The sequence below is a fragment of the Allobosea rubneri genome (genome assembly GCF_032464875.1).
GTDB classification, from domain to species: Bacteria; Pseudomonadota; Alphaproteobacteria; order Rhizobiales; family Beijerinckiaceae; genus Allobosea; species Allobosea rubneri.
In genome coordinates this window covers 1-14,934 of record NZ_JAWDID010000017.1, presented here as the reverse complement: position 1 = coordinate 14,934, position 14,934 = coordinate 1, and the positions used below count along the sequence as shown (strand labels likewise).

13 protein-coding genes are annotated in these 14,934 nt (G+C 67.4%); 7 read left to right on the top strand and 6 right to left on the bottom strand.

Annotation, left to right across the window (positions count from 1 at the left end):
* Positions 1–2: 2 nt before the first annotated feature.
* Both RKE40_RS13105 and RKE40_RS13100 read right to left on the bottom strand, forming a co-directional pair.
* Positions 3–2,363 (bottom strand): UvrD-helicase domain-containing protein, encoded by a 2,361-nt coding sequence (locus tag RKE40_RS13105; protein WP_390893355.1) that lies wholly within the window; start codon positions 2,361–2,363, stop codon positions 3–5.
* 128 nt (positions 2,364–2,491) lie between these two features.
* Positions 2,492–3,418, bottom strand: a complete 927-nt coding sequence (locus tag RKE40_RS13100; RefSeq protein ID WP_316018679.1) for an alpha/beta hydrolase — start codon at positions 3,416–3,418, stop codon at positions 2,492–2,494.
* 153 nt (positions 3,419–3,571) lie between these two features.
* On the opposite strand from RKE40_RS13100, the gene RKE40_RS13095 reads away from it, so the two are divergent.
* A complete protein-coding gene (locus RKE40_RS13095) occupies positions 3,572–5,218 on the top strand; it encodes an acyl-CoA dehydrogenase family protein (RefSeq protein WP_316018678.1) in 1,647 nt (548 codons plus the stop codon).
* Positions 5,219–5,308: 90 nt separating this feature from the next.
* Positions 5,309–6,181: a DMT family transporter gene (locus RKE40_RS13090; protein ID WP_316018677.1), complete on the top strand. Its 873-nt coding sequence runs from the start codon at positions 5,309–5,311 to the stop codon at positions 6,179–6,181.
* Here RKE40_RS13090 and RKE40_RS13085 read toward each other — a convergent pair.
* Positions 6,117–7,061, bottom strand: coding sequence for a LysR substrate-binding domain-containing protein (locus tag RKE40_RS13085; protein WP_316018676.1), 945 nt, complete (start codon positions 7,059–7,061; stop codon positions 6,117–6,119). The genes RKE40_RS13090 and RKE40_RS13085 overlap by 65 nt on opposite strands.
* 112 nt (positions 7,062–7,173) lie before the next feature.
* Positions 7,174–7,605, bottom strand: coding sequence for a peptide-methionine (R)-S-oxide reductase MsrB (gene msrB / locus RKE40_RS13080; protein WP_316018763.1), 432 nt, complete (start codon positions 7,603–7,605; stop codon positions 7,174–7,176).
* Positions 7,606–7,821: 216 nt separating this feature from the next.
* Here msrB and RKE40_RS13075 point away from each other — a divergent pair, with 216 nt between their 5' ends.
* Genes RKE40_RS13075 through RKE40_RS13065 form a run of 3 tightly spaced genes read left to right on the top strand, consistent with a single transcriptional unit; the run spans position 7,822 to position 10,580 of the window.
* A complete protein-coding gene (locus RKE40_RS13075; protein WP_316018675.1) occupies positions 7,822–9,075 on the top strand; it encodes a BtaA family protein in 1,254 nt (417 codons plus the stop codon).
* Positions 9,076–9,119: 44 nt separating this feature from the next.
* Positions 9,120–9,737, top strand: coding sequence for a class I SAM-dependent methyltransferase (locus RKE40_RS13070; RefSeq protein ID WP_316018762.1), 618 nt, complete (start codon positions 9,120–9,122; stop codon positions 9,735–9,737).
* A gap of 42 nt (positions 9,738–9,779) precedes the next feature.
* Positions 9,780–10,580 carry a potassium channel family protein gene (locus RKE40_RS13065; RefSeq protein ID WP_316018674.1) on the top strand — a complete coding sequence of 267 codons (801 nt, stop codon included), beginning with the start codon at positions 9,780–9,782 and terminating at the stop codon, positions 10,578–10,580.
* Positions 10,581–10,652: 72 nt separating this feature from the next.
* Here the strand turns inward: RKE40_RS13065 and RKE40_RS13060 are convergent, their stop codons facing one another.
* Both RKE40_RS13060 and RKE40_RS13055 read right to left on the bottom strand, forming a co-directional pair.
* Complete coding sequence (locus RKE40_RS13060; protein WP_316018673.1) at positions 10,653–11,315, bottom strand: MarC family protein; 663 nt, start codon at positions 11,313–11,315, stop codon at positions 10,653–10,655.
* A gap of 81 nt (positions 11,316–11,396) precedes the next feature.
* Positions 11,397–11,957, bottom strand: coding sequence for a thioesterase family protein (locus RKE40_RS13055; protein WP_316018672.1), 561 nt, complete (start codon positions 11,955–11,957; stop codon positions 11,397–11,399).
* A 182-nt stretch (positions 11,958–12,139) separates the two neighbouring features.
* Between RKE40_RS13055 and RKE40_RS13050 the strand changes: the two genes are divergently transcribed.
* Both RKE40_RS13050 and RKE40_RS13045 read left to right on the top strand, forming a co-directional pair.
* Positions 12,140–13,579 carry an FAD-binding oxidoreductase gene (locus RKE40_RS13050; RefSeq protein WP_390893360.1) on the top strand — a complete coding sequence of 480 codons (1,440 nt, stop codon included), beginning with the start codon at positions 12,140–12,142 and terminating at the stop codon, positions 13,577–13,579.
* A gap of 103 nt (positions 13,580–13,682) precedes the next feature.
* The coding region (locus RKE40_RS13045) for an AsmA family protein (protein WP_316018671.1) at positions 13,683–14,934 on the top strand (1,252 nt) is incomplete at its 3' end.

Genomic DNA, 14,934 nt, shown 5'->3' with positions numbered 1-14,934 from the left:
AACTACCCCGCCTTCTGCACGAAGCTGTCCAGCACCATTTTCCGCCCGGCCTTGTCGAAATCCACCGTCAGCTTGTTGCCGTCGACGCTGGCGACCGAGCCGGGGCCGAACTTGACGTGGAACACGCGGGCGCCGGGCTCATAGGCTGAGCCGCCGGTCGATTTCGCCGTCAGCTCGCCCTCGATCATCAGCGGGCCGCGCTTGCCGCCGAATCCGCGCTGGCCGGAATCGGAGAAGCCCGAGCCTCCGCCCGAATTGAACTTCGCCTTGTTCTCCTGCGCCCGCTGCCAGCCCGGCGTCTGGTAGGAGGAGCCGAAGCTCTCCATGCGCTCGAAGCGCGAGGCGCCGTAGCCGCCCTGGCTGTAGGCGGTCGGCGCCTGGACGACCTCGACATGGTCTTCCGGCAACTCGTCGATGAAGCGCGAGGGCAGGCTCGACTGCCAGAGGCCGTGGATGCGCCGGTTCGAGGCGAAATAGAGCTTCAAGCGCTTGCGGGCGCGGGTCAGGCCGACATGGGCGAGGCGGCGCTCCTCCTCCAGGCCGGCACGGCCGCTCTCGTCGAGGGCGCGCTGGTTGGGGAAGAGCCCTTCCTCCCAGCCGGGCAGGAAGACGGTGTCGAACTCAAGCCCCTTGGCGGCGTGCAGGGTCATGATCGAGACGCGCGCGCCGGATTCGCCGCCATCGGCGTCCATGACCAGCGAGACGTGCTCGAGGAAGGCCGGCAGGTCGGGAAATTCGTCGAGCGAGCGGACCAGCTCCTTGAGGTTCTCCAGCCGTCCGGCGGCGTCGGCCGAGCGGTCCTTCTGCCACATCTCGGTGTAGCCGCTCTCCTCCAGCACGAGCTCCGCGAGCTCGCCCTGGCGCATGCTCTCGGTCCGGGCCGACCAGCGGGCGAAGGCCTCGACCAGTTCGCGGAGCGCGGTGCGGGCCTTGGGCTTCAGTTCATCGGTCTCGACCATGGCCCGGGCCGACTGCATCAGCGAGAAGCCGGTCGCCCGCGCATGGTTGTGCAGGATCTGGATGGTGGCGTCGCCGAGGCCGCGCTTCGGGACATTGACGATGCGCTCGAAGGCGAGGTCGTCGGTCGGGCTCACCACGCAGCGCAGATAGGCCATGGCGTCGCGGATCTCGGCGCGCTCGTAGAAGCGCGGGCCGCCGATGACGCGATAGGGCACGCCGACATGGATGAGCCGCTCCTCCATCTCACGCATCTGCGCGGAGATGCGGACCAGGATCGCCACCTCGGCGAGGTTCTCGCCCTTGGACTGCATCGCCTCGATCTCGTCCGAGATCAGGCGCGCCTCCTCCTGGCTGTCCCAGGCGCCGGTGATGGTGACCTTCTCGCCGGCCTCGTCCTCGGTGCGCAGCGTCTTGCCGAGCCGGCCCTCATTGCGGGCGATCAGCTTGGCAGCGGTAGCAAGGATATGCCCGGTCGAGCGGTAATTGCGTTCGAGGCGGACCACGACCGCGCCCGGAAAATCGTTCTCGAAGCGCAGGATGTTGTCGACCTCGGCGCCGCGCCAGCCATAGATCGACTGGTCGTCGTCGCCGACGCAGGCGATGTTGCGCCGGCCCTGTGCCAGGAGGCGCAGCCAGAGATACTGGGCGACGTTGGTGTCCTGGTACTCGTCGACCAGGATGTAGCGGAAGCGCTCATGATAGCTCGCGAGCACGTCGGGATGTTCGCGGAACAGCGTCAGGCAGTGCAGCAGGAGATCGCCGAAATCGACGGCGTTCAGCGTCTTCAGTCGGTCCTGATAGGCGGCATAGAGCTTGCCCCCCTTGCCGTTGGCGAAGACGCCGGCCTCGCCCGGCGGCACGTCCTTGGGGCTGAGACCGCGGTTCTTCCAGCTGTCGATGAAGCCGGCCAGCATCCGGCCGGGCCAGCGCTTCTCGTCGATCCCCTCGGCCTGGATCACCTGCTTCATCAGGCGGATCTGGTCGTCGGTGTCGAGGATGGTGAAATCGGAGCGCAGGTCGAGCAGCTCCGCATGGCGGCGCAGGAGCTTGGCCGAGATCGAATGGAAGGTGCCGAGCCAGGGCATGCCCTCGGCGACCGGCCCGACGAGGTTTGCGACGCGCTCCTTCATCTCGCGCGCCGCCTTGTTGGTGAAGGTCACGGCGAGGATCTGCGAGGGATAGGCGCGGCCCGTCGAAATCAGATGGGCGATGCGGGTGGTGAGCACGCGGGTCTTGCCGGTGCCGGCGCCGGCGAGCACCAGCACGGGCCCGTCGGTCGCCTCGACCGCCTGGCGCTGCTCCGGATTGAGCCCCTGCAGATAGCTGGCCGCAGGCTGCGCGGCGGCGCGCGCGGCGAGGCCGCCGGGACGGGGCAGGGGGGCGGAGGTGAACTGGTCTGACAAGGGGCTGGCTTGGGTTCGCTGCGTGATCGTGATTCGTTCACGGTCAATATAGGGGCAGGCGGTCTGGATTGCTCGCCGCCGCGGACGGTTTTCCGCGACGGCGTCCGGGGCACTCTAAACCCGCCCGCTCACCGCGCTGGCAGCAGGTATCTCAGCCCTTGCGTGAAGCCGCGCGGCGCAACGGAGAGGTGGTCCTCGTCGTTCAGGACCACTGATTTCAGGCTCAGATTGGGGTACTTCCGGCCGCGCAACGCCGTCTCCAGTGTCCGGTTGTCGGCGACCATGTCGACGCTCTGGCTGTAGCGCCGGTCGCCTTTGCGCAGCGCCTCGTACTCGCCGACATAGAGGAAGACCTTGGCCGGCAGGTCGCGGTTCTGGGCGGCATAGCTCGCCTCGAGGCCCAGAGCGTGGCGCTTGTCATACCAAAGCGACGGGCTGCCGAGGATGTAGCCGCTGAACAGGCCGGGCTCGGTGAAGAGGATCTGCGCACCCAGCAGGGAGCCATAGGAATGGCCGAGGAAGAGCGCCCGGGACGGATCGGCGCGATAGCGGGCGGCGATGAATGGCTTCACCTGATCGCGCAGATAGGTCTGGTAGGCTCGTCCCTGGCCATGAACTGTGCCGGCCGGCGCACTGCTCGGCCCGTTCGGTGTCGGCGTGTAGTCGCGCCGGCGGCTGGCCGCGCCATCCTCGCCCTTGGCATAGGACAGACCGACCAGGATGAACTCTTCGAGCTTGGGGCCGTCGAGGTTCAGGCGGCGGCTGATCTGGCGGATGATCGGGAAGGCGTAATCCGCGTCGGTGACGTACAGCACCGGATATGTCCGCTGCGGTTCCTTCGCGTAGGAAGGCGGCAGGGCGACGAAGACCTGGTAGCCACGGCCGGAGACCGGATCGGGCACGTCCCAGACCTCGCTGCCGGCGACCTCATAAGGCCGGCCTTCGCCCGGCTGCGCCTTCGCGGTCGATTGAGGCTGGGCGTTCGCCGGCATGGCGGCGAGGCCGAAGCCGGCGACAAGGGGGATGACCAGGGTATTCAGGACGCGTCGCAGCACGTGAAGGCTCTCTCATAGGCCCGCGCCGGTCATGGCGCGCGCGGCGAGGTGCCGGGCGAACTCGGGCGGCAATCGGGCAGGTTCGCAATTCCGGGGCGCCGACATAGTCTGGTGGTTAATCACGGGGCGGTTCGCGGATCGGAAGGGAAGCTCATGGCCCAGGCATCGCACGCCCACCAGGTCACCAATCAGGTGCCGCCGCTGGCCGATTACGATGCCTACGCCGCCGATCCCGTGCTGAAGGCGGCCGTCAGGGCCTTCGACGCCGGCTGGGCCGATGAGCGGCTGCACGAGGCCGGCCGGACGGTCGGTGCCGCCGAGACGATCGAGATGGCGCGGCTCGCCAACCGGCATGGGCCGGAGCTGCGCAGCCATGACCGCTACGGCAACCGCATCGATCAGATCGAGTTTCACCCCGCCTGGCACGCGCTGATGAGCCGGGCAATCGGCCAGGAGACGCATGCGCTGGCCTGGAACAGGCCGGGGCCGGGGGCGCAGGTGGCGCGGGCCGCCCTGCAATATCTCTGGTATGGCTGCGAGAGCGGGATCTGCTGCCCGATCTCGATGACCTATTCGGCGATCCCGGTGCTGAAGCAGGACCGGGCGCGCTGGGCGCAGTGGGGCGCGCTGATCTCGTCCGCAGCCTATGACAAGCGTCAGGGCCCCGCCGCAGGCAAGACCGGCGCCACCGTCGGCATGGCGATGACCGAGACGCAGGGTGGCTCGGATCTCCGCCAGACCCAGACCATCGCCTATGACAATCGCGACGGAACCTATTCGCTGCATGGGAGCAAATGGTTCTTCTCGGTGCCGCATTCCGACGTCTTCCTGACGCTGGCGCGCAATGAGGAGGGCATCTCCTGTTTCGTGGTGCCGGGCTGGCTGCCCGACGGGGCGCGCAACGGCATCGCGATCCAGCGCCTGAAGGACAAATGCGGCAACCGCTCGAATGCCTCCTCCGAGGTCGAGTTCCGCGGTGCCATCGGCCATATGCTCGGCGATCCCGGCAGGGGCCTGCGGACCGGGCTGTCGATGAACCACAATACAAGGCTCGACATTGCCGCGGCCTCGGCCGGCTTGATGCGGCAGGCGGTGATGCTCGCCGGCCATCACGCCCAGCACCGCACCGCCTTCCAGCGCCTGCTGATCGACCAGCCGATCATGCAGAACGTCCTCGCCGATCTCGCGATCGAGGCGGAGGCCGCGGCCTGGCTCGCGTTCAGGCTGTTCGCCGCGGTCGACCGGCAGGAGCAGTCCGAGAGTGAAAAGCTGCTGGCGCGGATCGGCGCGCCGCTGGCGAAGTACTGGGTGGCGAAACGCACGCCGGCGGTGATCGTCGAGGCGCTGGAATGCCATGGCGGCAACGGCTTCATAGAGGAGAGCCCGATGGCGCGGCACTATCGCGAGGCGCCGCTCAACTCGGTCTGGGAAGGCTCGGGCAATGTCATCTGCCTCGACGTGCTGCGCTCGCTCGAGCGCGAGCCGGGCTCGCTGCAGGCGCTGCTCAAGGAATTGCACGCGGTTTCGGGCCAAGACCGGCGCTATGACGCGGCGCTGCAGGCGCTTGAGGGCGATCTGCCCGAGCTCATCCGCCATGAGGGCCAGGCGAGACGGCTGACCGAGCGGCTGGCGCTGATGCTGCAGGGCGCGCTGCTGATCCGCCACGCGCCGCATGCGGTCGCGGACGCCTTCGTCGCGACGCGGCTCGCCGGGCGCTGGTCCGGCCATTTCGGAGATTTGCCCCATGGCGTGGATGCGGCGGCCCTGGCGCGAAGGGCGGTGCCGGAGCTGGCTCCATAAGCGCCGCTGATCCTGGCATCCAAACTCTGGATTTCTCCAGCGCCGGCCATTCTGCGAGCCTGTGCCGCATGTCATGTGAGGCATTCGGATATGGACAGGCGGCAACTGACCGGCATTCTCCTGCTCGTGATCGCGCTCCAGATTCTGCCGATCTCGGATACGCTGGCGAAATATCTGTCGGCGTCGCTGCCTGTCCTACAGGTGATCTGGGCGCGCTTCTTCTTCCACTGCCTGGTGACAGGGCTCTATAGCGCCTGGCGATACGGTCCCCACATGCTGCTGCCGACCGTGTCCTGGACGCTGACTGCCAGGAGCGCTGCGCTCTTTCTCGCGGTCGCGCTGTTCTATGTCGCGATCCACCATATGCCGCTGACGACGGCGCTGACCTTGTGGTTCGTGGAGCCTTTTCTCCTGACCCTGCTGGCGCTCCTCGTCTTCAAGGAGAAGGTCACGCCGCTGCAATGGCTGGCGATAGCGGTCGGTTTCCTCGGCATCGTCCTGGCGATCAGGCCGAGTGCCGACAACTGGCAATGGAGCTATCTGATCGGCCTTGCGGCAGGCATGGGCTATGCCGTCTTCCTGCTGCTGACGCGGGTGGTTGAGAGCCGGATTCCGGCGGTCGTCTCGGTCTACCAGACCGGGCTGGTCGGCTGCGTCCTGTCCAGCATTGCGGTCATCCCCGTCTGGCAGTCGCCGAGCGCCATCCAATGGCTGCAACTGATGGCGACCGGCTGCATCGCCGCGATCGCGCATTTCCTGATCATCAAAGCGTTCGAGCGGGCAGAGGCGAGCCTGCTCGCGCCGTTCACCTATGCCGAGGTGATCACCGCGACCATTCTCGGCATCCTCGTCTTCGGCGACGTGCCGGATCGCTGGGCCTATGTGGGGCTCGCGATCATCATCCTGAGCGCGATCGCGGTGGTGCCGCGCGAGCCCAAGCGGGAAGTGTCGCCTCAGGCATGATGATGGCTTGCGGCTCGTATCGGAATGCCGTTGGCGCGAGGCCGGTCCGGATCTCGTCGGCGAGCGCATCGAGGACCGGTGAAGCGCTGTGCCGGTTGAGCTTGAGGCAGAGATGGACGGGAGCTAGCAGGGGCAGACCCTCGGCGCGATTCAGAATCCGCACTCCGGCCGGGACGAGGCTGCGCTCGACGGCGCTAATGCCCATGCCGGAGCGGACCGCGGCATGAATCGCGCCGATATTGTCGCTGCTGAAGGCGATCCGCCAATCGCGCCCGGTTGCATCGAGAGCCTCCGCCATCGTCGTCCGGCAGACGCAGCCCTCGGGAAAGACGGCCAGGGGCAGGGGGCGGCCCCTGGCCAGGGATGGAGACGCCGCGATCCAGACCAGCTCTTCCGTCCGGATCAATTCATGCTCCGATACCGGGCCGCGGCAGGCGACGAGGGCGAGGTCGACCAGCCCATCCTTCAGCCTGCGCTCGATGGCGACGCCGTTGTCGCAGACGATGTCGACCTGAACGCCGGCATGCGCCTCGGCGAAGCGCCTGAGGATCTCGGGCAGCAGGATGTTGGCGTAGTCGTCGGAGGTGCCGATGCGGACGATCCCCGACAGGCCGGCCTGGTCGATGCGGCTCATTGCCTCGTCGCTGAGCGGGAGGATGCGCCTGGCATAGTGGAGCAGGACCTCGCCTTCGCGCGTCAGCTGGATCTGGCGCTTGGTTCGGTCGAAGACCTCCTTGCCGAGCGCTTCCTCCAGCCGCCGGATCTGCATGCTGATCGCCGGCTGCGTTCGGTGCAGCCGGTCACCGGTGCGGGTGAAGCTCTGCGTCTCGACGATCGTGACGAAGGTCTTGAGCAGGTCGGTATCGATCGGTGGCCGCATCCTGGCGCTCCGGCAACAGCTCGGGCGAAGCTACAGGATGACGAGAGAATGGGCTATCGGCTGGCACTTGTCGTCATGGTCGGGACAAGCCCGACCATGACGACAAGTGTGCTTACCCCACTTCAGGCGCGAAATTCATCGCGACACCGTTGATGCAGTAACGCAGGCCGGTGGGCGGCGGGCCGTCGGGGAAGACATGGCCGAGATGGCCGCCGCAATTGGCGCAGTGCACTTCGACCCGGTGCATCCCGAAGCTGTAGTCCTCGCTCTCCTCGACCGAGCCCTGGAGCGGCTGGTCGAAGCTCGGCCAGCCGGTGCCGCTCTCGAACTTCTTGCCGGCCTTGAACAGCGGCTGGTCGCAGCCGGCGCAGGAGAAGGTGCCGGCACGCTTCTCGAAGTTCAGGGCACAGGAGCCGGCGCGCTCGGTGCCGTGGCCACGCAGCACGTAATACTGCTCGGGCGTCAGCTTCTCGCGCCATTCGGCGTCGCTGAGCTGGAAGGGGAATTCGCGCTCCGGCTTCCCCGTCTTGGCGAACATGTCCATCAGGCCCATGCAAGGCTCCTTTCCGCGCTGTCTCATCGGGAGTGTGGCGCGAGATATGGGGATTTGTCTTCCTGATTTCAGGGGGGCGGCGCGTCGCCCGCTTCACGTTCGCGTTCGGCCGAGACCGAGTTCTTCTCCGGCGCCGTCCCGCGTCACCCAACCGTCACGCGACTCCTCTAGTCGGCTCGCCATTGCAATCGTGACATCGAGGCAGGCGTGACGCAGACGGTCAGGGCGGTCAAGCGCAACACCAGCCTCGGGCTCAACAACGCAGTCCATCGCAGCAAGGCGCTCTCGCGCGCCGGTCTGCTGGAGCGGATGTTCACGCTCGCCTTCTCCGGTCTGGTCTACCCGCAGATCTGGGAGGACCCGGTCGTCGACATGGAGGCGCTGGCGCTGCAACCGGGCGACCATCTCGTCGCGATCGCCTCGGGCTCCTGCAACATCCTGTCCTATCTCACCGCCGACCCGGCCAGGATCAGCGCCGTCGACCTCAACGGTGCCCATATCGCGCTCGGCCACCTCAAGCTCGCGGCGTTGGCCGAGATCGAGGACCAGCCGACCTTCCGGCGCTTCTTCGGCGAGGCACAGTCCAAGGCGAATGTCGCGCTCTATGACCGCGCCATCGCGCCGCGGCTCGACGCGGTCAGTCGCGCCTATTGGGAAGGGCGGAGCCTGACCGGGCGGCGGCGGATCGAGGCGTTCGCCCGCAATTTCTACCGCCACGGCCTGCTCGGTCGCTTTATCGGCGCCGGTCATTTTCTCGGCCGCCGGCTCGGCTGCGATCCGCGGATCATGCTGGAGGCGAAGTCGATGGAGGAACAGCGGGCGCTGTTCGAGGCCCATCTCGCGCCGGTCTTCGAGAAGAGGCTGGTGCGTTGGCTGGTGCGCCAGCCGGCCTCGCTCTACGGGCTCGGCATCCCGCCGGCGCAATATGAGGCGCTGGCCGCCGATGGCGATGCCGGCATACGCAACGTGCTGCGCCACCGGCTGGAGCGACTGGCCTGCGGCTTCGATCTCAAGACCAATTACTTCGCCTGGCAGGCCTTCGGCCGCGGCTATGGACCGGGGCCGGATGCTTCGGTCCCGCCCTATCTCGAGCCGCACCATTTCGAGACGGTGCGCGAACGGGCCGGCCGGGTCGGCTACCATCAGGGCTCGGTCACCGCCTATCTCGCGCAGCAGCCGGCGGCGAGCTGCCATGGCTATGTCCTGCTCGACGCGCAAGACTGGATGAACGATGCCGAGCTGACGGCGCTGTGGTCTCAGATCACCCGCACGGCGGCACCAGGCGCGCGGGTGATCTTCCGCACCGCCGCCGATGAGCGGCTGCTGCCGGGGCGGGTGCCGGACGCGATCCTGTCGCAGTGGCAGTATCACGAGATGCGCAGCCGCGAGCTCGGCGCGCGCGATCGCTCATCGATCTATGGCGCCTTCCATCTCTATACGCAGGGCGGGGCGCAGGCGTGAGCGCGGTCCGGCACAGCGAGGATGCAGCCGGGCTGATGGACCGGATGTACCGCTTCCAGCGGCACATCTACGATGCCACCCGCAAATTCTACCTGCTCGGCCGCGATGGGCTGGTCGACGGCCTGCAGCCGCCGACGGGCGGCAGCGTGCTCGAGGTCGGCTGCGGGACGGGGCGAAACCTGATCAAGATTGCGCGCGCCTATCCTCAGGCGCGCTGCTACGGGCTCGACGTTTCCGAGGAGATGCTCGCGACGGCGCGCCAGCAGGTGGCGAAGGCCGGGCTTTCCGGCCGCATCACCCTGAAGCAGGCTGATGCGACGAGTTTCGAGCCGGAAGCGCTGTTCGGCCGGGCCGATTTCGACCGGGTCGTGATCTCCTACGCCCTGTCGATGATCCCGCCCTGGCGCGCGGTGCTGGCGCGGGCGCTGTCGACGCTGGCGCCCGGCGGGTCGCTCCACATCGTCGACTTCGGCGACCAGGCGCATCTGCCGGCCCCGTTCAAGGCGCTGCTGAACCGCTGGCTGGCGCTGTTCCACGTCACGCCGCGACCGGAGCTCGGCGCCGAACTTGAGCAGCTCTGCACCGAGAGCGACGCGAGTGGCAGCACGCGGCGGCTTTATAACGGCTATGCCGTGCAAGGGCTCGCGACCCGGCGAGGTTGAGCCATCTGGACGGCGCCGCCCTTGGCCTGATACGCCATCGCGATGAGCGAAACGCAGGATCAGGCTGGGCCCTCGGAGCGTTTCGAACGCACCTGCGACCGTCTGCGCCAGCTCTATCACGGCCGGACCCCGGCGGCGCTGCGCTTCCAGTTCGCGACGCTGATCGTCGATCTCCTGATCATCGGCTTCTTCATCGCGACGCCGCTGCTGCGCGGCAAACCGGCCTTTCTCTGGCTCGACTACGCCGTCGCGACCATCGTCCTGATCGAGATCGTGGCGCGGATGTTGGCCTCGTCCAACGTGCCGAGGCTCCTGCGGCAGCCGAGCATGCTGCTCGACCTGTTCATCCTGGCGACGCTGCTGGCGCCGCAATGGCTGGAGAACTTCGGCTTTCTGCGCATCCTGCGGCTCTGGTCGCTGTCGCAGCGTAACCTGCTCTGGGGGCAGTTGCGCGAGACGCGCTATCGCGAATGGGAGGATGTCTCGCGGGCGCTGATCAACCTCGTCACCTTCCTCTTCGTGGTCACCGGCTTCGTCTACACCTTCTTCTTCATGGGACGCCCTGGCCTCGATGGCTATGTCGAGGCCCTCTATTTCACCGTCGCCACGGTGACGACCACCGGCTTCGGCGACATCACGCTGCCCGGCATCGGCGGCAAGCTGACCTCGATCGTGGTGATGATCGTCGGCATTTCGCTGTTCGTGCGGCTGGCGCAGGCGGTGTTCCGGCCGCAGAAGGTGACCTTTCCCTGCCCGCAATGCGCGCTCCAGCGTCACGAGCCGGACGCCGTGCACTGCAAGGCCTGCGGCCACATCCTGAAGATCCCGGACCACGACGACTGAGGAGCGGGCTGCCCTTGTTCCCGGCTCGGCCGGTTCGGCGCGGGGGCGAGGGGGCTTTCTGTCCAGCCGGCTTCAGCGGGACGCGAACGTCGACGTCAGCAGTTCGCTCACGCCCGACCAGAGGATCTGGACGCCAAGGCAGAACAGGATGAAGGCGGACAGACGGACGGCGATTTCCGTGCCGCCTTTGCCGAGCAGCTTCTGCACGCGCACCGCATAGGCGAAGCAGAACCAGATGCTGAGCGCGATCACGAAGATCGCCAGCAGGCTCGCCAGCACGAAGATGAGTTCGCCGGAGGAGCCGGTGAAGGTCGCGCGCGACAGCCCGATGCTGATCGTGACGGCGATCGTGCCGGGGCCCGTCGTCAGCGGCAGGGTCAGCGGGTAGAAGGCCTGGGACATCAGATCCGTGCGGGGCACAGCGTCCGCTGTCTCGATATCCTTCTGGCTGCCTTCGTTGAGCAGCTTCCAGCCGGAGACGGCGACGATCAGACCGCCTGCCACGCGCAGGATCGGGATCGAGATTCCATAGAACTGGAGGACGAGCGAGCCGAGAAGGAACGAGCCCATCAGGACGAAGAGCGAGTTCACGGCGATGCGGCGCGCGAGAACGCGCCTGGTCTCGGCCGCTGCGCCGCGCGTCAGCCCAAGGAAGACGAGGGCCGAGCCCGGTGGGTTGACCACGGGAAAGATGGCCGCGAGCACGATCAGGAATGTGTTGACCGCAGCCGGCATGCAAACCTGTCCAGGATCGACAATCCCGGGACTATGGCACGATCGGAGCGCTGTGCCGAGTTCGAGGCAACACCCGATGGCCTAGTGGCGCGTCTCTTTCTCGCGCTCGCCGCTCATCGACTCGACGGTGATCGCAGTCTTCACCGGCATGCCGATCATCCGGCCGACGATGGCCGGCAGCGGCATGCGGGCATGGGCGGCCTTCATCAAGGCGAGGCCGGCGAGGATGTCGGCCGGGAAGGGCGTGACCTTGCGGCTCGCCATGTCGACATGGAGCGAGAGGTTCTCCGAGGTGGCCGCCAGCCAGCCTTCGCTGGCATGGCGCATCTCGAGATAGAAATGCAGCCGCTTCTCGTCGAAGGCGATGAGCTGGGCGGTGACCCGGACCTGGTCGCTCTCGGTCAGCTCGCGCTTGTAGAGGATGTGGCATTCGGCCGCGAAGACCGAGGCGTTGCGGGTCTCGACATAGTCATGGTTGAGGCCGATGAGCGAGAACAGCTCGTCCACGGCCCGGTCGAACAGGACGTGGTAATAGGCCATGTTGAGATGACCGTTGTAATCGATCCATTGCGGTTCGACGCGCATGTTCGACGAGACAAAGGGCGCGAAGAAAAGGGCGGTCGTGCGGGGTTCGTCATGCATGGGCGCCTCCTCTTGCTCTCGCTTCACCAATCGCGAGCCTGCCCCGGAGCCCTGCGCTACAGACCTGCCCGGCTTCGCAGCTTGGCACTTGCCGTTGCTCACGGCGCGCGGGAAAACAGCGCCATGGCGGCTGCTCGAAAGCCGAACGATTCCAGACTAGGCGATCCTTTCAGGTCATGACAATGCACTCTCCCGCCGCGATGGCTCAGACCCCCCCTGTCCCTGCCGCAGAGCTGCCGCCTTCGGCCCAGGCAATTGCGGCTGTCACGCAGGAACTCGCGGCTCGCTTCGGTAACCGTCTGGTAACCAGTCTGGCAGTTCGTCAGCAGCACGGGCACACCCTGACCTGGATTCCGAACCAGCCGCCGGACGCAGTGGTCTTCCCGCAGAGCACCGACGAGGTGTCCGCCATCGTGAAACTCTGCGCGGCGCATGGGGTTCCGGTGATCGCGTTCGGCACCGGCACCTCGCTCGAAGGCCATGTCAACGCGCCCTATGGCGGCGTCTGCATTGACATGGGCCAGATGAAGAAGGTCGTGGCCGTGCATGCGGAGGACCTCGACTGCGTCGTCGAGGCCGGCGTGACGCGCAAGGAACTGAACGAGCATCTGCGCGACCAGGGCCTGTTCTTCCCGATCGATCCGGGCGCCGACGCCTCGATCGGCGGCATGGCGGCGACGCGCGCCTCCGGCACCAATGCCGTGCGCTACGGCACGATGAAGGACAATGTGGTCGCGCTGACGGCGGTGATGGCCGATGGCGCGATCGTGAAGACGTCGAGCAGGGCCCGGAAAACCTCGGCCGGCTACGACCTGACGCGGCTGCTCGTCGGCTCGGAAGGCACGCTCGGCATCGTCACCGAGGTGACGCTGAAGCTGCACGGCATCCCCGAGGCGATCTCGGCCGGCGTCTGCCCGTTCCCGTCGGTCAAGGCGGCCTGCGACGCGACCATCGTCACCATCCAGTCCGGCCTGCCGGTGGCGCGGATCGAGCTCGTCGACGACGTGATGATGCGCGGCGTCAACCTGCACTCCAAGCTCGGCCTGCCGGAGACGACGATGCTGTTCGTCGAGTTCCACGGCTCGGAGGAGGGCGTGAAGGAGCAGGCCGAGCGCTTCGGCGAAATCGCCGCCGAGTTCGGCGGCGGACCGTTCGACTGGGCGACCAAGGCGGAGGATCGCAGCAAGCTCTGGCAGGCACGGCACGACGCCTACTGGGCGGCGCGCACGCTCCGGCCGGGTGCTGAATCGGTCGCGACCGATGTCTGCGTGCCGATCTCGCGGCTGGCGGACTGCGTCGAGGAGACCAAGCGCGACATCGAGGCGCTCGGGCTGATCGCGCCCATCGTCGGCCATGTCGGCGACGGCAATTTCCACACCCAGCCGATGGTCGACCTTGCCAATCCCGAGGAAGTCGCGGTCTGCCAGGACTTCATCGACCGTCTGGTCAAGCGCGCGCTCGCCATGGGCGGCACGTGCACCGGCGAGCATGGTGTCGGCCAGAAGAAGATGAAGTACCTCGAGGCCGAGCATGGCGCGCCGGCGCTGGCGGTGATGCGCCTGTTGAAGCGTTCGCTCGACCCGCAGAACATCCTCAATCCGGGTAAAATCGTCACGTTGTGAAAATATCGGTGGCGGCAGGAGGGTTATCTCTTCAGGGAGGTCGTGATCCTGCCGCGACTTGGGTGCATGATCGCGCGCGTGATGAACAGAATGTTGCAAGAGCGTGCGTGAGGCCCTGACCTTCCTGGCCGGGCTGTTGGTGGCGGCGTTGCTGGCGGCGCTGCTCGGGCCCGGCTTTGTCGACTGGCGGGAGTATCGCAACCTTTTCGAGCAGCGCATCGGCGCGGCGCTCGGGCTGGAGACGCGCATCGCCGGCGATATCGGTCTGCGCCTTTTGCCATCGCCGCGCCTGACCTTGCGCGGGGTCAAGCTGGGTGCTGCCGATGGCGAGAGCAGCGCGGCGACAATCGAGCGCCTCACGGTCGAGCTCGCTTTGTCGGCACTGGCGCGCGGCGATTTCCGCCTGACCGAGGCGGAAGCCGACGGCATGGCGCTCACCCTGGTTACAGACCCCAATGGGGCGGTGCTGATGCCGCCCCGCCATGGCACGGGACTGCCGGCGGCGACCGCGATCGACAACTTCGCGATCCGCCGCTCGGCCATCATCTGGCGCGAGGGCGACAAGCCGGCGCAGGTGCTGGCGCCGATCTCGGTCGATCTCGCCGCAGCCGGCCTCGGCGGGCCCTGGCGGGTCGAGGGCGAGGTCGCGGGGGCCTCGCTGCGGCTCGCCACCGGCGAGGCCGAGGCTGACGGCCGCCTGCGCGCCAAGATCTTCGTCACCGGCGAGCAGAACCAGGTTTCGTTCGACGGCGCGCTCGCCCTGCCGCTGGCTGGCGGGCAACTGCAGCCATCGCTCCAGGGCGCCTTCACGCTGACGCCAGGCGGGGCGCTCAGCCTTTCCGGCACAGTCAGCGGCGGGCACCGCCAGCTCGATTTCAGCGGACTCGCGGTCGAGATCGCCGGCGGGGCGGCGCGGCTGGAGGGCGAGGGCCGCCTGCTGCCGGCGACGGGCTCCGGCGGGTTTCAACTGCGGGCACGGCGGATCGACGCCGACGCGTTGATCGAGGCGCTCGGGCAGAGGCCGGGCTTCGAGCGTGCCCTGCAGGCGCTGCCGGGGGCGCTCGATCTTACGCTCGATCTCGACCAGATCGCCTGGCGCGGCGAGGATCTGAGCGGTTTTGCCCTGCGCGGACGCCTGAGCGAGACCGGGGTCTCGGGCGGGAGCGCCAATGTGCGCATCGCCAATGCGACGCTGGAAGCGACCGGCGATCTTGGCGACAATGGCTTTCGTGGCGAGCTTTCGCTGAAGGCGCCGGATGCGCGGCGCGCGGCGCTGGCACTGGGCCGGCTCGGCGTCGAGCCGGCCTTGGCCGACAGCTTCGCCGCGTTTCGCGAGTTCGAAGGCGCCGCGACGC

What these genes read in the sequence shown, in the direction of transcription:
- RKE40_RS13070 (WP_316018762.1), top strand. Translation starts at nt 9,120, where the DNA reads ATGTACCGCTTCCAGCGGCACATCTACGATGCCACCCGCAAATTCTAC.
- RKE40_RS13090 (WP_316018677.1), top strand. Translation starts at nt 5,309, where the DNA reads ATGGACAGGCGGCAACTGACCGGCATTCTCCTGCTCGTGATCGCGCTC.
- RKE40_RS13050 (WP_390893360.1), top strand. Translation starts at nt 12,140, where the DNA reads ATGCACTCTCCCGCCGCGATGGCTCAGACCCCCCCTGTCCCTGCCGCA.
- msrB (WP_316018763.1), bottom strand. Translation starts at nt 7,605, where the DNA reads ATGGACATGTTCGCCAAGACGGGGAAGCCGGAGCGCGAATTCCCCTTC.
- RKE40_RS13065 (WP_316018674.1), top strand. Translation starts at nt 9,780, where the DNA reads ATGAGCGAAACGCAGGATCAGGCTGGGCCCTCGGAGCGTTTCGAACGC.
- RKE40_RS13085 (WP_316018676.1), bottom strand. Translation starts at nt 7,061, where the DNA reads ATGCGGCCACCGATCGATACCGACCTGCTCAAGACCTTCGTCACGATC.
- RKE40_RS13095 (WP_316018678.1), top strand. Translation starts at nt 3,572, where the DNA reads ATGGCCCAGGCATCGCACGCCCACCAGGTCACCAATCAGGTGCCGCCG.
- RKE40_RS13055 (WP_316018672.1), bottom strand. Translation starts at nt 11,957, where the DNA reads ATGCATGACGAACCCCGCACGACCGCCCTTTTCTTCGCGCCCTTTGTC.
- RKE40_RS13060 (WP_316018673.1), bottom strand. Translation starts at nt 11,315, where the DNA reads ATGCCGGCTGCGGTCAACACATTCCTGATCGTGCTCGCGGCCATCTTT.